Annotated in this window: 14 protein-coding genes and 4 tRNA genes; all 18 read right to left on the bottom strand. The window is 54.1% G+C overall.

What is annotated here, in order from left to right; genetic code table 11:
• Positions 1–33: 33 nt before the first annotated feature.
• Positions 34–2,139, bottom strand: coding sequence for an elongation factor G (gene fusA / locus EQV90_RS19705; RefSeq protein ID WP_003444381.1), 2,106 nt, complete (start codon positions 2,137–2,139; stop codon positions 34–36).
• A 30-nt stretch (positions 2,140–2,169) separates the two neighbouring features.
• Entirely contained in the window at positions 2,170–2,640 is a 471-nt protein-coding gene (gene rpsG / locus EQV90_RS19700) for a 30S ribosomal protein S7 (RefSeq protein WP_003444383.1), read from the bottom strand.
• A 123-nt stretch (positions 2,641–2,763) separates the two neighbouring features.
• Complete coding sequence (gene rpsL / locus EQV90_RS19695) at positions 2,764–3,135, bottom strand: 30S ribosomal protein S12 (RefSeq protein WP_002555494.1); 372 nt, start codon at positions 3,133–3,135, stop codon at positions 2,764–2,766.
• Between the two features lie 216 nt (positions 3,136–3,351).
• Positions 3,352–7,551 carry a DNA-directed RNA polymerase subunit beta' gene (rpoC, locus tag EQV90_RS19690; protein WP_240878564.1) on the bottom strand — a complete coding sequence of 1,400 codons (4,200 nt, stop codon included), beginning with the start codon at positions 7,549–7,551 and terminating at the stop codon, positions 3,352–3,354.
• Positions 7,552–7,615: 64 nt separating this feature from the next.
• On the bottom strand, positions 7,616–11,689 hold the full coding sequence (gene rpoB, locus EQV90_RS19685; RefSeq protein WP_003444388.1) for a DNA-directed RNA polymerase subunit beta: 4,074 nt from the start codon (positions 11,687–11,689) through the stop codon (positions 7,616–7,618).
• Between the two features lie 220 nt (positions 11,690–11,909).
• Entirely contained in the window at positions 11,910–12,275 is a 366-nt protein-coding gene (rplL, locus tag EQV90_RS19680) for a 50S ribosomal protein L7/L12 (protein WP_003444390.1), read from the bottom strand.
• An 80-nt stretch (positions 12,276–12,355) separates the two neighbouring features.
• The gene (gene rplJ, locus EQV90_RS19675; RefSeq protein ID WP_003444392.1) at positions 12,356–12,856 is read right to left on the bottom strand and encodes a 50S ribosomal protein L10; all 501 of its coding nucleotides are present in this window, start codon (positions 12,854–12,856) and stop codon (positions 12,356–12,358) included.
• A 195-nt stretch (positions 12,857–13,051) separates the two neighbouring features.
• The gene (rplA, locus tag EQV90_RS19670) at positions 13,052–13,747 is read right to left on the bottom strand and encodes a 50S ribosomal protein L1 (protein ID WP_003444394.1); all 696 of its coding nucleotides are present in this window, start codon (positions 13,745–13,747) and stop codon (positions 13,052–13,054) included.
• Positions 13,747–14,178 carry a 50S ribosomal protein L11 gene (rplK, locus tag EQV90_RS19665; protein WP_003444395.1) on the bottom strand — a complete coding sequence of 144 codons (432 nt, stop codon included), beginning with the start codon at positions 14,176–14,178 and terminating at the stop codon, positions 13,747–13,749. The genes rplA and rplK overlap by 1 nt, the downstream gene beginning before the upstream one ends.
• 116 nt (positions 14,179–14,294) lie before the next feature.
• Positions 14,295–14,828 carry a transcription termination/antitermination protein NusG gene (gene nusG, locus EQV90_RS19660; protein ID WP_003444397.1) on the bottom strand — a complete coding sequence of 178 codons (534 nt, stop codon included), beginning with the start codon at positions 14,826–14,828 and terminating at the stop codon, positions 14,295–14,297.
• A gap of 9 nt (positions 14,829–14,837) precedes the next feature.
• Positions 14,838–15,206 carry a preprotein translocase subunit SecE gene (secE, locus tag EQV90_RS19655; RefSeq protein ID WP_003444399.1) on the bottom strand — a complete coding sequence of 123 codons (369 nt, stop codon included), beginning with the start codon at positions 15,204–15,206 and terminating at the stop codon, positions 14,838–14,840.
• Between the two features lie 45 nt (positions 15,207–15,251).
• Positions 15,252–15,327, bottom strand: a tRNA-Trp gene (locus EQV90_RS19650).
• A gap of 249 nt (positions 15,328–15,576) precedes the next feature.
• A tRNA-Thr gene (locus EQV90_RS19645) sits at positions 15,577–15,652 on the bottom strand.
• Between the two features lie 26 nt (positions 15,653–15,678).
• A tRNA-Gly gene (locus EQV90_RS19640) sits at positions 15,679–15,752 on the bottom strand.
• Between the two features lie 25 nt (positions 15,753–15,777).
• Positions 15,778–15,862: transfer RNA gene (locus EQV90_RS19635), tRNA-Tyr, on the bottom strand.
• Between the two features lie 143 nt (positions 15,863–16,005).
• Entirely contained in the window at positions 16,006–16,449 is a 444-nt protein-coding gene (locus tag EQV90_RS19630) for a hypothetical protein (protein WP_240878563.1), read from the bottom strand.
• A gap of 7 nt (positions 16,450–16,456) precedes the next feature.
• Positions 16,457–17,200 carry a pantothenate kinase gene (locus tag EQV90_RS19625; RefSeq protein ID WP_003444403.1) on the bottom strand — a complete coding sequence of 248 codons (744 nt, stop codon included), beginning with the start codon at positions 17,198–17,200 and terminating at the stop codon, positions 16,457–16,459.
• Positions 17,190–18,137: a bifunctional biotin--[acetyl-CoA-carboxylase] ligase/biotin operon repressor BirA gene (gene birA, locus EQV90_RS19620; protein WP_010655447.1), complete on the bottom strand. Its 948-nt coding sequence runs from the start codon at positions 18,135–18,137 to the stop codon at positions 17,190–17,192. Before birA ends, EQV90_RS19625 begins: the two co-directional genes overlap by 11 nt.
• Between the last annotated feature and the right edge of the window lie 259 nt (positions 18,138–18,396).

The raw sequence follows: 18,396 nt of genomic DNA, 5'->3' as shown, positions 1-18,396 counted from the left end.
CAATTAACTCCTTGCCTAAAGGACTGAACTAAATCAGCCTTGTTTTTTAGTAACAGCTTCGACGATGTGCGACGGAGCTGTATCGTATTTTTTGAATTCCATAGAGTAGCTTGCGCGACCCTGAGACATGGAACGAACGTCGGTCGCATAACCGAACATTTCACCCAACGGAACTTCAGCACGAATTACTTTGCCGGAGACCGTATCTTCCATACCCTGGATCATGCCGCGACGACGATTCAAGTCGCCCATCACGTCACCCATATAGTCTTCAGGTGTAACAACCTCTACCGCCATGATCGGCTCAAGCAACTCACCGCCGCCTTTGGAGGCCAGTTGCTTGGTAGCCATGGAAGCAGCCACCTTAAACGCCATCTCGTTGGAGTCGACGTCGTGGTAAGAACCATCAAACACGGTAGCCTTCAGGCCGATCAGCGGATAGCCGGCAACAACACCGTTCTTCATCTGCTCTTCGATACCCTTCTGGATAGCCGGGATGTATTCCTTAGGAACCACACCACCTACCACTTCGTTCACGAATTGCAGACCTTCCTGACCTTCGTCAGCAGGAGCAAAACGGATCCAGCAGTGACCAAACTGGCCACGACCGCCGGACTGACGAACGAACTTGCCTTCGATCTCACAGCTCTTCGTGATGCGCTCACGATACGAAACCTGAGGCTTACCGATGTTGGCTTCGACGTTGAACTCACGGCGCATCCGGTCAACCAGGATGTCCAAGTGCAGCTCGCCCATGCCAGAAATGATCGTTTGACCAGTTTCTTCATCAGTTTTTACGCGGAAAGATGGATCTTCCTGAGCAAGTTTGCCCAGAGCGACACCCATTTTTTCCTGGTCATCTTTGGTCTTTGGCTCAACGGCAACCGAAATAACCGGCTCCGGGAAGTCCATACGAACCAGGATGATTGGCTTGTCAGCGTTGCACAAGGTTTCACCAGTGGTGACGTCCTTCATGCCGATCAAGGCCGCGATGTCACCAGCGCGTACTTCCTTGATCTCTTCACGGGCGTTTGCGTGCATTTGCACCATACGACCCACGCGCTCTTTCTTGCCTTTAACCGAGTTGATTACGCCGTCGCCGGAGTTCAACACGCCCGAGTAAACTCGAACGAAGGTCAAGGTACCCACGAATGGGTCGGTAGCGATCTTGAACGCCAGAGCCGAGAACGGCTCGCTGTCGTCTGCATGACGCTCCAGTTCGATAGTCTCGTCATCCGGGTCAGTACCCTTGATGGCAGGAATATCGGTAGGTGCAGGCAGGAAGTCGATAACGGCGTCGAGAACCAGGGGAACACCCTTGTTCTTGAAGGAAGAACCGCAAACAGCCAAGACGATCTCACCAGCGATAGTACGCTGACGCAGAGCAGCCTTGATTTCTTCGATGGTGAATTCTTCACCTTCGAGGTACTTGTTCATCAGCTCTTCATTGGCTTCGGCAGCAGCCTGAACCATGTTGTCGCGCCATTCGTCAGCCAGTTCCTGCAGTTCAGCAGGGATAGGCTTACGAACAGGAACCATACCTTTGTCAGCATCGTTCCAGTAAACAGCTTCCATGTTGATCAGATCAATCTGACCCTGGAAGTTGTCTTCAGAACCGATAGCCAGCTGGATTGGAACCGGAGTGTGACCAAGACGCTTCTTGATCTGCTCAATCACGCGCAGGAAGTTAGCACCGGCACGGTCCATCTTGTTTACGTAAACAAGACGCGGAACGCCGTATTTGTTGGCTTGACGCCATACGGTTTCCGACTGAGGTTCAACACCCGAAGTACCGCAGAACACAACAACCGCGCCATCGAGTACACGCAGGGAACGTTCAACTTCAATAGTGAAGTCAACGTGGCCCGGGGTATCGATTACGTTGAAGCGATGCTCGTCTTTGTACTGCTTGGCAGAACCTTTCCAGAAGGCGGTAATAGCAGCAGAAGTAATGGTAATACCACGCTCCTGCTCCTGAACCATCCAGTCTGTGGTCGCGGCGCCATCATGCACCTCGCCCATCTTGTGACTTTTGCCAGTGTAAAAAAGGACGCGCTCGGTGGTGGTGGTTTTACCAGCATCCACGTGAGCAACGATACCAATGTTACGGTAGCGGTTAATCGGTGTAGTACGAGCCATAAAGCCCTCGCAAAATGAGTAGCGCTGAAATTAGAAGCGGTAGTGCGAGAAAGCTTTGTTAGCTTCAGCCATACGGTGCACGTCTTCACGCTTCTTAACTGCTGCGCCCTTGCCTTCAGCAGCATCCAACAGTTCGCCAGCCAAGCGCAGAGCCATAGACTTCTCGCCGCGCTTGCGGGCGAAGTCTACCAACCAGCGCATTGCCAGGGCGTTACGACGGGACGGGCGAACTTCGACCGGAACCTGGTAAGTAGCACCGCCTACACGGCGCGACTTCACTTCGACCAGCGGAGCGATGGCGTCGAGAGCTTTCTCGAAGATTTCCAGGGGATCGCTGTTCTTGCGTTCTTTAACCTTGTCCAGCGCGCCATAAACGATACGCTCGGCAACGGCTTTCTTGCCGCTTTCCATCACGTGGTTCATGAACTTGGCCAGGATTTGGCTTCCGTATTTTGGATCGTCAAGCACATCGCGCTTGGCTGCTACGCGTCTTCTTGGCATGGATAAGCCCTCAAACGGTCTTCAGGTTAGCTCGGAACCATTACACCCAGAGGATGCACGTCCGACCTTACTCTTATCGACTCAGAAAAAAAGAAATCTGCATTATTTACAAGCGACCGAAAACTACTTCGGCTTCTTGGTACCGTACTTCGAACGACCCTGGTTACGACCTTTAACACCGGAAGTATCCAACGAACCGCGAACGGTGTGATAACGAACACCTGGCAAGTCTTTTACACGACCGCCACGAATCAGTACCACGCTGTGTTCTTGCAGGTTGTGACCTTCACCACCGATGTACGAGGAAACCTCGAAACCGTTGGTCAGGCGCACACGGCATACTTTACGCAGTGCCGAGTTAGGTTTTTTCGGCGTAGTTGTATACACACGGGTGCATACGCCACGACGTTGCGGGCAGTTTTGCAGCGCAGGCACGTCGGATTTCTCGACGATACGCTTACGCGGCTGACGTACCAGCTGGTTGATAGTTGCCATCTACTAGCTCCACTGTTGTCTTGCGACGCTATTGTCTTGCAAGAAAAGCAAAATGGCAGGAACGAATTCCCGCCAAATTTAGGGGTACAAGAGTCTAAAGAGGATCTTGTCCCCAGTCAAGGCAAGGCCCCGACCTTCCCACTCATCTAACCAAGACAAAATGTCTCGATTCGATGAACGGAACGACCGGGGCCTACCTTTCAATCAGCTCAGAACTCAGTTACCGCTCGAGTTCAGTGCTTCGGTCAGTGCAGCTTCCACTTCACTGGCGCTTACGCGCAACGGTTTGTCAGCCTCACGACGACGCTTGCGCTCGCTGTGGTATGCCAGACCGGTACCAGCCGGGATCAAACGACCCACGACCACGTTTTCTTTCAGGCCGCGCAGGTAATCGCGCTTGCCGGTTACCGCTGCTTCGGTCAGTACGCGGGTGGTCTCTTGGAAAGAGGCCGCGGAGATGAACGATTCAGTCGACAACGACGCCTTGGTGATACCCAACAGAACGCGAGTGAACTTGGACACGAACTTGTCTTCGTTGCCCAGGCGCTCGTTCTCGACCAGTACATGCGTCAACTCCATCTGGTCGCCCTTGATGAAGGTGGAATCGCCAGACTCGGCAATCTCAACTTTACGCAGCATCTGACGCAGAATGGTCTCGATGTGCTTGTCGTTGATTTTTACGCCTTGCAGACGGTAAACGTCTTGAATTTCGTTAACGATGTACTTGGCCAACGCACTCACACCCAGCAAACGCAGGATGTCGTGTGGATCGCTCGGACCGTCGGAGATAACTTCGCCGCGGTTCACTTGTTCGCCTTCGAAGACGTTCAGGTGACGCCACTTTGGAATCAGCTCTTCGTACGGATCAGTACCGTCGTTCGGAGTAATGACCAGACGGCGCTTGCCCTTGGTCTCTTTACCGAACGCGATGGTGCCGCTGACTTCAGCCAGAATCGAGGCTTCTTTCGGACGACGGGCTTCGAACAAGTCAGCAACCCGTGGCAGACCACCGGTGATGTCTCGAGTTTTCGAAGTTTCTTGCGGAATACGAGCGATAACGTCACCGATCGCGATTTCCGGACCATCCGCTACACCGACCAGGGCGTTCGCCGGCAGGAAGTACTGAGCCGGTACGTCGGTACCTGGCAACAGCAGATCCTTGCCATCAACACCAACCATCTTGACGGCTGGACGGATGTCCTTGCCGGCAGCTGGACGGTCTTTGGCATCAAGTACTTCAATGTTGGTCATACCGGTCAATTCGTCAGTCTGACGCTTGATCGTGATGCCTTCTTCCATGCCCACGTAGGTCACGGTACCTTTCATTTCGGTAACGATTGGGTGAGTGTGCGGATCCCACTTGGCTACGATAGAGCCAGCGTCGACCTTGTCACCTTCTTTAACCGAAATCACGGCACCGTACGGCAGCTTGTAGCGCTCGCGCTCACGACCGTAGTCATCAGCGATTGCCAGCTCACCGGAACGGGATACTGCTACCAGGCAACCATCTACCCGCTCAACGTGCTTCAGGTTGTGCAGACGGACAGTACCGCCATTCTTCACCTGAACGCTGTCAGCAGCAGAGGTCCGGCTAGCCGCACCACCGATGTGGAACGTACGCATGGTCAGCTGTGTACCCGGCTCACCGATCGACTGGGCAGCGATTACGCCGACAGCTTCACCGATGTTCACCTGGTGACCACGGGCCAGATCGCGACCGTAGCACTTGGCACAGATACCGAAGCGGGTTTCGCAGCTGATTGGCGAGCGTACGATTACTTCGTCGATGCTGTTCAGCTCGATGAATTCAACCCACTTCTCGTCGACCAGGGTGCCAGCAGGAACGATGATTTCATCGGTACCCGGCTTGAATACGTCACGGGCGATTACTCGACCCAGTACGCGTTCACCCAACGGCTCAACAACGTCACCGCCTTCAATGTGCGGAGTCATCAGCAGACCGTGTTCGGTCCCGCAGTCGACTTCAGTCACAACCAGATCCTGCGCAACGTCTACCAGACGACGCGTCAAGTAACCGGAGTTAGCAGTTTTCAAGGCGGTATCCGCCAGACCCTTACGAGCACCGTGAGTAGAGATGAAGTACTGAAGTACGCTCAAACCTTCACGGAAGTTCGCAGTAATCGGCGTTTCGATGATGGAGCCATCCGGCTTGGCCATCAGACCACGCATACCGGCCAGCTGACGGATCTGCGCTGCAGAACCCCGTGCGCCGGAGTCGGCCATCATGTACATCGAGTTGAACGACTCTTGCTCAACCTCAACGCCGTGACGGTCAATAACCTTCTCTTTCGAGAGGTTCGACATCATTGCCTTGGAGACTTCGTCGTTAGCTTTCGACCAAAGGTCGATTACTTTGTTGTACTTCTCGCCCTGTGTTACCAGGCCCGAGGCGTACTGACTTTCGATCTCTTTCACTTCATCGGTTGCAGCCGCGATGATGCGGGCTTTTTCATCCGGGATAACGAAGTCGTTAACACCGATGGAAACGCCGGAAATGGTCGAGTAAGCAAAACCGGTGTACATCAACTGGTCAGCGAAAATCACGGTCTCTTTCAAACCAACCACGCGGTAGCACTGGTTGATCAGCTTGGAGATCGCCTTTTTCTTCATCGGCAGGTTGACGACATCGTACGACAGACCTTTTGGCACAACCTGGTACAACAAGGCACGGCCGACAGTGGTGTCGACAATACGAACGTTGCTCACGCTGCCGCCGTCACGGTCGTTGACGGTTTCGTGGATACGCACTTTGACCTTGGCGTGCAGTGCGGCTTCGCCGGCACGGAACACACGGTCAACTTCCTGCAGATCCGCGAACACACGACCTTCGCCTTTGGCGTTGATCGCTTCACGCGTCATGTAGTACAGACCCAATACAACGTCCTGCGACGGAACGATGATTGGCTCACCGTTGGCTGGCGACAGAATGTTGTTGGTCGACATCATCAACGCACGCGCTTCCAGCTGGGCTTCCAGCGTCAGCGGTACGTGCACGGCCATTTGGTCGCCGTCGAAGTCGGCGTTGTACGCAGCACAGACCAACGGGTGCAGCTGGATAGCCTTACCTTCGATCAGTACCGGTTCAAACGCCTGGATACCCAGACGGTGAAGGGTCGGTGCACGGTTGAGGAGAACCGGGTGTTCGCGAATGACTTCTGCGAGAACGTCCCAAACCTCTGGCAATTCGCGCTCAACCATTTTCTTGGCGGCTTTGATGGTGGTCGCGAGACCGCGCATTTCAAGCTTGCCGAAGATGAACGGCTTGAACAGCTCGAGAGCCATTTTTTTCGGCAGACCGCACTGGTGCAGACGCAGGGTCGGACCTACGGTAATTACCGAACGACCCGAGTAGTCAACACGCTTACCGAGCAAGTTCTGACGGAAACGACCCTGCTTACCCTTGATCATGTCAGCCAGGGATTTCAGAGGACGCTTGTTGGAACCGGTGATAGCGCGGCCACGACGGCCGTTGTCGAGCAATGCGTCGACCGCTTCTTGCAACATACGCTTTTCGTTACGCACGATGATGTCCGGAGCGGACAGATCAAGCAGGCGCTTCAAGCGGTTGTTACGGTTGATCACTCGACGATACAGATCGTTGAGGTCGGAAGTCGCGAAACGACCACCATCCAGCGGAACCAAAGGACGCAGATCTGGCGGCAGAACCGGCAGAACGGTCAGTACCATCCACTCCGGAAGGTTGCCGGAGCCCAGGAAGGCTTCCATCAACTTCAGGCGCTTGGACAGTTTCTTGATTTTGGTTTCGGAGTTGGTTTGCGGAATCTCTTCGCGCAGACGGCCAATCTCGTGTTCCAGATCGATAGCGTGCAGCAGTTCACGGACAGCTTCAGCACCCATACGGGCATCAAAGTCGTCGCCGAACTCTTCCAGCGCTTCGAAGTACTGCTCATCGTTCAGCAGCTGACCTTTTTCCAGAGTGGTCATGCCCGGATCGATAACGACATAGCTCTCGAAGTAGAGAACGCGTTCGATATCACGCAGGGTCATGTCCATCAGCAAGCCGATACGGGACGGCAGCGATTTCAGGAACCAGATGTGAGCAACCGGCGATGCCAGTTCAATGTGAGCCATGCGCTCGCGACGGACCTTGGCCAGTGCGACTTCAACGCCACACTTCTCACAGATCACACCGCGGTGCTTCAAGCGCTTGTACTTACCGCACAGGCACTCGTAATCCTTAACCGGGCCAAAGATTTTGGCGCAGAACAGGCCGTCACGCTCAGGCTTGAACGTACGGTAGTTGATGGTTTCCGGCTTTTTAACTTCACCGAACGACCACGAACGGATCATCTCAGGCGATGCCAATCCAATACGGATGGCGTCGAACTCTTCGACTTGACCCTGGTTTTTCAGCAAATTCAGTAGGTCTTTCAAGGCCTTTCCTCCTGGCGGAGCAGAGAGCGGGCAATACCGCCCCACTCTCGATTCACGTCACGTGTTATTCGGTTTCCAGATCGATATCGATGCCGAGGGAACGAATTTCTTTGATCAACACGTTAAAGGACTCGGGCATGCCCGGCTCCATACGGTGATCGCCGTCCACGATGTTTTTGTACATCTTGGTACGACCGTTCACATCATCCGACTTCACTGTGAGCATTTCTTGCAGAGTGTATGCCGCGCCGTAAGCTTCCAGCGCCCAAACCTCCATCTCCCCGAAACGCTGACCACCGAACTGTGCCTTACCACCCAGCGGCTGCTGGGTAACCAAGCTGTAAGAACCGGTAGAACGAGCGTGCATCTTGTCGTCTACCAAGTGGTTCAGCTTCAGCATGTACATGTAGCCAACAGTAACCGGACGTTCAAACTGGTTGCCGGTACGGCCGTCAGTCAGCGTCATCTGGCCGCTGTCCGGCAGATCTGCCAGGCGCAACATTGCCTTGATTTCGCTTTCCTTGGCACCGTCGAACACCGGGGTAGCCATCGGCACACCGCCACGAAGGTTCTTCGCCAGGTCCAGGATTTCCTGGTCGGAGAAGTCATCCAGGCTTTCTTGACGACCGCCAATCTCGTTGTAGATCTCATGCAGGAACTTGCGCAGGTCAGCAACCTTGCGCTGCTCTTCAATCATGAGGTTGATCTTCTCGCCCAAACCTTTGGCTGCGAGGCCCAGGTGAGTTTCGAGAATCTGACCAACGTTCATACGCGAAGGTACGCCCAACGGGTTGAGGACCACATCCACCGGGGTGCCATTGGCATCGTACGGCATGTCTTCAACCGGCATGATCACGGAGACCACACCTTTGTTACCGTGACGACCAGCCATCTTGTCACCCGGCTGGATGCGACGACGGATTGCCAGGTAAACCTTGACGATTTTCAGCACGCCCGGAGCCAGGTCATCGCCCTGCTGCAGTTTGCGCTTCTTGTCTTCGAACTTGTCGTCCAGCAGACGACGGCGATCGATGATGTAAGCCTGGGCTTTTTCAAGCTGCTCGTTCAGAGCATCTTCAGCCATGCGCAGTTTGAACCACTGACCATGCTCAAGACCGTCCAGGACCTCATTGGTGATTTCCTGGCCTTTCTTCAGACCGGCTCCACCTTCGGCAATACGGCCGACCAGTGCAGAGCGCAGACGTTCGAAAGTGGCGCCTTCAACGATGCGGAACTCTTCGTTCAGATCCTTGCGGATCTCGTCCAGCTGGGTCTTCTCGATGGACAGTGCACGAGCATCACGCTCAACGCCGTCGCGAGTGAAGACCTGCACGTCGATGACAGTACCTTTGGTACCGGTAGGTACACGCAGGGAGGTGTCTTTAACGTCGCTGGCTTTTTCACCGAAGATTGCACGCAACAGCTTCTCTTCCGGAGTCAGCTGGGTCTCGCCTTTCGGAGTGACCTTACCTACCAGAATGTCGCCCGCGCCAACTTCAGCACCAACGTAAACGATACCGGCTTCGTCCAGTTTGTTCAGTGCAGCTTCACCCACGTTCGGGATGTCTGCAGTGATCTCTTCAGGCCCAAGCTTGGTGTCACGTGCCACACAGGTCAGTTCCTGGATGTGGATCGTGGTGAAGCGATCTTCTTGAACAACCCGTTCCGACAAGCAGATGGAGTCTTCGAAGTTGTAACCGTTCCAGGCCATGAACGCGATGCGCATGTTCTGACCCAGAGCCAGCTCACCCATATCGGTGGACGGACCGTCGGCCATGATGTCGCTGCGCTGCACTCGATCACCCTTGCGAACCAGCGGACGCTGGTTAATGCAGGTGTTCTGGTTGGAGCGGGTGTATTTGGTCAGGTTGTAGATGTCGACACCGGCTTCGCCAGTTTCTACTTCGTCATCTGCAACACGTACCACGATACGGCTTGCATCAACGGAGTCGATCACGCCACCACGACGAGCCACGACGCAAACGCCGGAGTCACGGGCTACGTTACGCTCCATGCCGGTACCAACCAGCGGCTTGTCAGCGCGCAGGGTAGGTACAGCTTGACGCTGCATGTTCGAACCCATCAACGCACGGTTGGCGTCATCGTGCTCGAGGAACGGAATCAACGACGCTGCAACCGACACAACCTGCTTCGGCGAAACGTCCATCAGGGTGACGTCTTCCGGCGCCTTGACGGTGAATTCGTTCAAGTGACGAACAGCTACCAGCTCGTCGATCAGGACTTTCTTGTCGTTCATCGTGGCCGAGGCCTGAGCGATCACGTGATCAGCTTCTTCGATGGCGGACAGGAATACGATCTCGTCGGTGACCAGAGCGTCTTTCACCACGCGGTACGGGCTCTCAAGGAAGCCGTACTGGTTGGTGCGCGCATAGGCGGCCAGGGAGTTGATCAGACCGATGTTCGGACCTTCCGGCGTTTCAATCGGGCATACACGACCGTAGTGAGTCGGGTGTACGTCACGAACTTCAAAGCCTGCACGCTCACGCGTCAGACCGCCCGGGCCCAGTGCAGATACACGGCGCTTGTGGGTGATCTCGGACAGCGGGTTGTTCTGGTCCATGAACTGCGAGAGCTGGCTGGAACCGAAGAACTCTTTCACCGCCGCAGCCACTGGCTTGGCGTTGATCAGGTCTTGCGGCATCAGGCCTTCGCTTTCAGCCATCGACAGACGCTCTTTGACCGCGCGTTCAACACGCACCAGGCCAACGCGGAACTGGTTTTCAGCCATTTCGCCTACACAGCGAACACGACGGTTACCCAGGTGGTCGATGTCATCGACGATGCCTTTACCGTTACGGATGTCGACCAGAGTCTTCAGTACCGCGACGATGTCTTCTTTGCACAACACGCCCGAACCTTCGATCTCGGTACGACCGATACGACGGTTGAACTTCATCCGGCCGACCGCAGACAGGTCATAGCGCTCAGGGCTGAAGAACAGGTTGTTGAACAGAGTCTCGGCAGCGTCTTTGGTTGGCGGCTCGCCTGGACGCATCATGCGATAGATCTCGACCAGCGCTTCCAATTGGTTGCTGGTGGAGTCGATCTTCAGAGTGTCGGAGACGAACGGACCGCAGTCGATATCGTTGGTGTACAACGTTTCGATACGAACAACCTGGCTCTTGGCGACTTTCGCCAGAATCTCGGTGGTCAGCTCGGTGTTGCACTCAGCAATGATTTCGCCGGTAGCCGGATGCACGATAGCCTTGGCCGTTGTGCGACCCAGGACATAGTCCAGAGGCATAACGAGCTCTTTGATACCGGCTTTTTCCAGCTGGTTGATGTGACGAGCAGTAATACGACGACCTTGCTCGACAATCACCTTGCCTTTGTCATCGGTAATATCGATGGCCGCAATTTCACCGCGCAGGCGATGAGGTACCAGTTCCAGGCTGATGCTTTCGCCCTGAACGTGGAATACGTTGGTGGTGTAGAACGCGTCCAGCACCTGCTCAGTTGTATAACCCAGCGCGCGCAGCAGTACCGATGCAGGCAGCTTGCGACGACGGTCAATACGGACGAACACGCAGTCTTTCGGATCGAACTCGAAGTCCAACCACGAACCGCGGTAAGGAATGATACGCGCGGAATAAAGCAGTTTACCGGAGCTGTGCGTCTTGCCGCGGTCGTGGTCAAAGAACACGCCCGGGGAACGGTGCAACTGGGAAACGATTACACGCTCGGTACCATTGATTACAAAGGTACCGTTTTCAGTCATCAGGGGGATTTCACCCATGTAGACTTCTTGCTCTTTGATGTCCTTGATCGCTTTGTTCGACGATTCTTTGTCGAAAATGATCAAACGAACTTTTACCCGCAAAGGTACGGCGTAAGTTACACCGCGCAACACGCATTCTTTAACATCAAATGCCGGCTCGCCCAAGCGATAACCGACGTACTCCAGCGCAGCATTGCCGGAGTAGCTGATGATCGGGAAAACGGATTTGAAGGCCGCATGCAGGCCCACGTCGCGGAACTGATCTTTAGTCGCTCCCGCCTGCAAGAATTCACGATACGAATCCAGCTGGATTGCCAAGAGATACGGCACATCCATGACGTCCGGCAACTTGCTAAAGTCCTTGCGGATACGTTTTTTCTCAGTATATGAGTAAGCCATCAGCGTTCCCCAGCTTGGTCACCTGCTTGTTTGGCCTCTCCCGACGGGAGCAGCCAGAAAATCGTGCAAACCCCTTGGTTTGCTCCACCGCACAGGGTGGTTACAGCACGTTAGAGGCGCCGACCCAGTCGGCAGCCAATAACGGAAAAAGGCCGGTGGCAAGAGCCACCAGCCATCAGCCTTCTGCTTAACGCTTGGGCTGGAGACGCAAGGTCGAGGCTTACTTCAGCTCGACTTTAGCGCCTGCTTCTTCCAAGGCAGCCTTGGCTTTGTCAGCTGCGTCTTTCGCAACAGCTTCCAGAACAACGCTAGGAGCGCTGTCTACTACTGCCTTGGCTTCTTTCAAGCCCAGACCAGTCAGCTCGCGAACAGCCTTGATCACGTTAACTTTCTTCTCGCCAGCTTCCAGCAGCATGACGTTGAATTCAGTTTGCTCTTCAACAACAGCAGCGGCAGCAGCAGGACCAGCAGAAGCAGCAGCAGCGGAAACGCCGAATGCTTCTTCCATTGCCTTGATCAGCTCAACGATTTCCAGAACGGATTTCGAACCGATTGCGTCGATGATTTCTTGAGTAGTCAGAGACATGACTATAAATTCCTGTATTGGGGTGACAGCCTAGGCGGCTATCGAAATAAACAATAAACGCTGAAAGGAGTAGCTCAGCCTTAGGCTGCAGCAGCTTCTTTCTGGTCGCGAAGTGCCGCCAGAGTACGAGCCAATTTGCTGGTAGCGCCTTGAATCACGCTCATCAGCTGAGAAATTGCTTCGTCACGGGTCGGCAGACTTGCCAGTACGTCGATCTGATTAGCTGCGAGGAACTTGCCCTCGAACGCAGCTGCCTTGATCTCGAACTTATCCTGACCTTTAGCGAACTCTTTGAACAAACGGGCAGCAGCACCTGGATGTTCGTTGGAGAATGCGATCAAGGTCGGGCCGGTGAACACGTCGTTGAGAACACTGTATTCAGTGTCAGCAACAGCGCGCTTGAGCAGGGTGTTACGTACAACACGTACGTAAACGCCAGCTTCACGAGCCTCTTTACGGAGTCCGGTCATAGCGCCTACTGTCACGCCGCGGGCATCAGCCACAACAGCAGACAGGGCAACTTTGGCAGCCTCGTTGACTTCAGCGACGATGGCCTTCTTGTCTTCGAGTTTAATTGCCACGGGTTTAACTCCTGCTTGTTACCGTTTCATCTGGCCTGAGCCGGATGTCGTTTTGGTGTCTGATTCGGTAAGGAACCGGGAGCACCATCTGCGTAGGCTTGAGGTTTAAGGCTTTCGCCGCCTACGGTCTTGGATAGCCCCCGCCAGGCAGGGACCCCAATCTTTCATTGGCGCGGCAAGCCACGCCAATTTGTCTTACGCGTCCAGAGAACCCTGGTCGATGACCAGGCCCGGGCCCATAGTGGTGCTCAGGGTAACGCGCTTAACGTAAATACCTTTCGAGGAAGCTGGCTTGATACGCTTCAGATCAGCGATCAGGGCTTCAACGTTTTCCTTCAGCTTGACGGCATCAAAGCCGATCTTGCCAACGGAAGTGTGAATGATACCGTTTTTGTCAGTGCGATAACGAACCTGACCAGCTTTTGCGTTCTTAACCGCAGTAGCTACGTCTGGAGTTACAGTACCAACCTTAGGGTTAGGCATCAGACCACGTGGACCAAGGATCTGACCCAGCTGACCTACAACACGCATTGCGTCCGGGGATGCAATAACTACGTCATAGTTCAGGTCGCCGCCTTTCATTTCGGCAGCCAGGTCGTCCATACCAACGCGATCAGCGCCGGCAGCCAAAGCAGCTTCAGCAGCTGGACCCTGGGTGAACACAGCTACACGTACAGTCTTGCCAGTGCCGTGTGGCAGCACAGTAGCGCTACGAACAACCTGGTCAGATTTACGTGGGTCTACGCCCAGGTTAACAGCGATGTCAAAAGACTCGCTGAACTTGACAGTGGACAGCTCAGCCAGCAAAGCAGCAGCGTCTACAAAGTTGTAAGACTTGCCAGCTTCAATTTTACCGGCGATTGCCTTTTGACGCTTAGTCAGCTTAGCCATTACACACCCTCCACGTTAAGGCCCATGCTACGAGCAGAACCGGCGATGGTACGCACGGCTGCTTCCATATCAGCTGCAGTCAGATCCGCGTTTTTGGTTTTCGCGATTTCTTCCAGCTGAGCACGGGTAACAGTGCCAACCTTAACGGTGTTTGGACGAGCGGAACCGCTAGTCAAACCGGCAGCCTTCTTCAGCAGAACCGAAGCAGGAGTCGATTTGGTTTCGAATGTGAAGCTACGGTCGCTGTATACAGTGATGATCACTGGAGTCGGCAGGCCAGCTTCAATACCCTGAGTACGGGCGTTGAAAGCCTTGCAGAATTCCATGATGTTCACACCGTGTTGACCCAAAGCTGGGCCGACAGGTGGGCTTGGGTTGGCCTGAGCGGCCTTCACTTGCAGCTTGATGTAAGCGGTAATCTTCTTGGCCATGAGGCACTCCAATTACGGGTTCAGACGCCTAGAAAGGCTCCCCGGTTACTTGCGCGTTTATCCCAGTGACGACAAAACCCCACAGCCTAAGCCATGGGGTTGGGATTCGTGTTCAGCTAGACCTTTTCGACCTGGCTAAACTCTAGCTCTACCGGAGTAGAGCGACCGAAAATGAGCACTGCCACTTGGATGCGACTCTTTTCGTAGTTAACTTCTTCGACGGTGCCATTGAAATCAGCGAACGGGCCATCGGTGACACGAACAACTTCACCTGGCTCGAACAGTGTTTTCGGCTTGGGCTTGTCGCTACCATCAGCAACACGACGCAGAATTGCTTCTGCCTCTTTATCGGTGATTGGCGCCGGTTTATCGGCGGTACCACCAATGAAGCCCATTACGCGAGGGGTATCCTTGACCAAGTGCCAAGTCCCTTCGCTCATGTCCATTTGTACCAGCACATAGCCAGGGAAGAACTTGCGTTCGCTTTTGCGTTTCTGGCCATTACGCATTTCAACCACTTCTTCAGTGGGAACCAGAATTTCGCCGAAGCCTTCTTCCATGCCTGCCAGCTTAATACGCTCAATCAAAGAGCGCATAACATGCTTTTCGTAACCCGAATAAGCATGCACTACGTACCAACGCTTAGCCACGGGACACCCTTAGCCAACAATCAAGGAAACGAGCCAGCCGAGCAGGGAATCTAAACCCCACAACAGCAACGCCATAACTAGAACAACAGCCACCACGATCAACGTGGTCTGCGTAGTTTCTTGGCGAGTTGGCCATACGACTTTACGAATCTCAGTACGAGCTTCCTTCACCAAGACAGAGAACGACTTGCCTTTTGCCGTTTGCAAGCCCACATAGGCAGCAACAGCAGCAATCACAAGAAGTGCAATGACACGATACAGGATCGGCGAACCAGAATAATACTGATTCCCAACAACGCCAACCACCACAAGAGCAACCACTACAAGCCACTTGAGGAGATCGAAGCGAGAGCCTTGAACTTCAGCCTTGGGAGTCATCTAAGAGGATCCTGTGAAAAGAAAGCCAGACGCAATGAGCGAATCTGGCAGGTCAGGAGGGAATCGAACCCCCAACCTACGGTTTTGGAGACCGTCGCTCTGCCAATTGAGCTACTGACCTAAAACATTATCGAGCCGCGAATTATGCAGGCACGAGAGAGACTTTTCAACAACCAATGCAATTACTTTTGCCTCAAGCCTGGCAACACCAAACTTACGACCCTGTGAACAGCAGAATGCGAGCTGATCACAACAGTAACACCAACCAGAGCAGCGACACCCAAAACACCTGGCACCACCGGCAAACACTCCGGACAGGCTATGCACCTGTTAAAACAAAGGCAGATATTTTCATATCTGCCTTGTTATATGGAGCTCTTGAGCGGATTTGAACCGCTGACCTCACCCTTACCAAGGGTGTGCTCTACCAACTGAGCTACAAGAGCAAAACACATCGCAAAAACAGCAAGACTGGAGCGGGTGGCGGGAATCGAACCCGCATCATCAGCTTGGAAGGCTGAGGTTCTACCACTAAACTACACCCGCAAATCTTGCTATTCGAGCTTAAATATGGTGGAGGGGGAAGGATTCGAACCTTCGAAGTCGTAGACGTCAGATTTACAGTCTGATCCCTTTGGCCGCTCGGGAACCCCTCCTAAGCGAGGCAGAATTCTACATCATTCTACCCTTCTGTCAAGCACTTTCTTCAAGTAATTCAGGAAGTTAGCAACTTGACTCACTTCACACTTCAAAGCCTGTTTGGCGTTCACTGTGGAGCGGGCGCCATTCTATGCAAAGATCAGGGTAGCTGCAAGCCCTCACAGTGCATTTTTTTGAGTTTTAACTCATTGAATTCATTGGCAAGGTTCTGCAACAGCATTTCATTGACCCTGGCGCTGCTCTCGGGATTGATTTGAATGGCATATCCAGCCAAATCCCCCGCAGCGACATCAGCTCTTTGCGTACGGATATCCATATCGGCGAGCCTGCGCTGGACCCTGTCCAGCTGATCCTCACTGGAGATATTCCCCAGGTAGACACACTCCGCACCCGCCCCAGATGTAGCCTGGGGCTCAGCGACGGCTAACGAGGGGCGAGCCTCGCTGAGCAGACTGATACCCTGCTGACTCCCCTTGTACAACGACAATGAAACAACCTCCTTGGCTCTGACAGGCGCCTCTTGCTGATGCCATATGTAATAGAAAACATTCAGAACAACCAGCAACAGAAACAGCCAACGCATAAGAACCTCAGGAGAAGGGACAAGCTACAGCCAAGCCGACAAATACAAGATCCGGCACCAATCGGGCGCCCGGGACCATATCGCTCACCAGGCTAGCGTCACCTCCCGTGAGAAAAACCTCAAACTCTTGCCCCCAGTAATCACGCGCCAATTCCAACTGGGTCAAGACAAATCCCCGCATCATCAACAAGCAGCCACGCTCCACGGCCTCAGCCGTTGTACGACCAGGAGCCCGTAAAAGCAGTGCCTGCTCGGCAGAAAAATCGTCATATCTGATTCGTCGCGTGTGCGTGCGCAGCTGATCACGCATCAAGGGCATTCCCGGGCAAATAAAGCCACCTAAATGGCTGCCATCTGGCGCGACAAAATCTGCCGTTACAGCAGTGCCAAAATCCAGGACCAGACACGCACCCTTTGCCAACTCATATCCACCGACGAGAGCAAGCCAACGATCCAGCCCCAAGCGGGAAAAATCTTCGTAACCATTGCTCACACCCGAAACGCTCCTGGCCGGCATGGCGCATGCAACCCCGACCCCGAAAGCCGAGGCTATGCCAGCTACCAGGCTGGCGGTCTCTTCATCGGTACGCACGCTGACCAGGCGACACTGGACGACATTCAATGCAGGAACAGCTCGCACCGAAGCTATCAGACCGATATCGGAATCTACGACCCCTCCACCAGCGACTCTGCCACCATCGAGCACACGCCACTTTATAAAGCTGTTGCCGCAGTCCAGTTCAAGAATCATGGCGCAACCTCAGGCTAAGCTCGCCACCGCTAAACACCTTCTCCTCGCCCTCTACGCGCAAGCGAAGCGCACCCTGCTGATCAATACCCATGACCGTCCCATCCACCTGATGCACTCCAGCAATCAACGACACTTCACGCCCTTGCCACAAATGATTGCTCTCCCACTCTGCCTGGATCGCTGCAAACCCGGACGACTCATGGCGCTTAAGGTATGTGAGCAAACTCTGATTAAGGCTGGACACCAGCGAATTACGGTTTATGGCTTTGCCAGACTCCAGAAAAACCGAGGTCCATGCCTGATCCACCTCACTGGCGACCCGCATATTGGCATTGATACCAATACCAATCACCAGGTGACAGACATCGGCAGGATCACCCACCAGCTCAAGCAAAATTCCGGCGATCTTTTTATTTCCGACCAACACGTCATTTGGCCACTTGAGCCCCGCCCTCTCGATACCCATTTCTCGAAGAGCACTCAAAACTGCCAAGCCGACCACCAGGCTGAGGCCTTCTAGCTGGCGCATGCCGCCGTCCATCCGCAGAACCAGACTGTAATAAATATTCTCTGCGAAAGGGCTGACCCACTTGCGCCCCCTACGTCCCCGCCCAGCAAGTTGACGCTCAGCCAGAATGACAAAGGGAGCAGTCTGACCGCGATCAATGGCGCGCAAGGACTCGGCATTCGTTGAGTCAAGGGATTCATGGATAGAGACTGGCCAGGGACCGGCAGCCATTTGTTCGTGCTCGAGCAGCTCGAGAGGAGCTGCCAGCTGGTAGCCACGACCACGAACCTTGTGAATCGACAAGTTCAATTCTGACTCCAGGTGCTGAAGCTGTTTCCACACAGCACTACGGCTGACGCCGAGCGCAGCTCCCAGCGCCTGCCCTGAATGAAATCGACCATCTTTGAGTAGTTTCAACAACGTCAGCATGCAAGTACCGCCTCACAATCAGGCACGCATAATAGCCATGAGCAGCGCTATTGCATAGAAAGCCCGAGAGTTGTCGCAAGCCAAAATCCACCTGTAGAAACGCTTTGTGCAGGCGTTGCACCGATGTTTTTTTCGGCACAAAAACAAACCCCCTGTCTGCGTGAGCAGACAGGGGGTTTGGAATTTAATCTTGACGATGACCTACTCTCACATGGGGAAACCCCACACTACCATCGGCGATGCATCGTTTCACTTCTGA

It is taken from the genome of Pseudomonas sp. TMW22089 (assembly GCF_022496645.1).
GTDB classification, from domain to species: domain Bacteria; phylum Pseudomonadota; class Gammaproteobacteria; order Pseudomonadales; family Pseudomonadaceae; genus Aquipseudomonas; species Aquipseudomonas paraversuta.
This window is presented reverse-complemented; position numbering and strand designations above follow the sequence as displayed.

Bases quoted from the DNA above. Each gene is read 5' to 3' on its own strand.
- fusA (WP_003444381.1), bottom strand. From the start codon at position 2,139: ATGGCTCGTACTACACCGATTAACCGCTACCGTAACATTGGTATCGTT.
- EQV90_RS19630 (WP_240878563.1), bottom strand. From the start codon at position 16,449: ATGCGTTGGCTGTTTCTGTTGCTGGTTGTTCTGAATGTTTTCTATTAC.
- rplK (WP_003444395.1), bottom strand. From the start codon at position 14,178: ATGGCCAAGAAGATTACCGCTTACATCAAGCTGCAAGTGAAGGCCGCT.
- secE (WP_003444399.1), bottom strand. From the start codon at position 15,206: ATGACTCCCAAGGCTGAAGTTCAAGGCTCTCGCTTCGATCTCCTCAAG.
- rpsL (WP_002555494.1), bottom strand. From the start codon at position 3,135: ATGGCAACTATCAACCAGCTGGTACGTCAGCCGCGTAAGCGTATCGTC.
- rpoB (WP_003444388.1), bottom strand. From the start codon at position 11,689: ATGGCTTACTCATATACTGAGAAAAAACGTATCCGCAAGGACTTTAGC.
- rplL (WP_003444390.1), bottom strand. From the start codon at position 12,275: ATGTCTCTGACTACTCAAGAAATCATCGACGCAATCGGTTCGAAATCC.
- birA (WP_010655447.1), bottom strand. From the start codon at position 18,137: ATGCTGACGTTGTTGAAACTACTCAAAGATGGTCGATTTCATTCAGGG.
- rpsG (WP_003444383.1), bottom strand. From the start codon at position 2,640: ATGCCAAGAAGACGCGTAGCAGCCAAGCGCGATGTGCTTGACGATCCA.
- EQV90_RS19625 (WP_003444403.1), bottom strand. From the start codon at position 17,200: ATGATTCTTGAACTGGACTGCGGCAACAGCTTTATAAAGTGGCGTGTG.
- rplA (WP_003444394.1), bottom strand. From the start codon at position 13,747: ATGGCTAAGCTGACTAAGCGTCAAAAGGCAATCGCCGGTAAAATTGAA.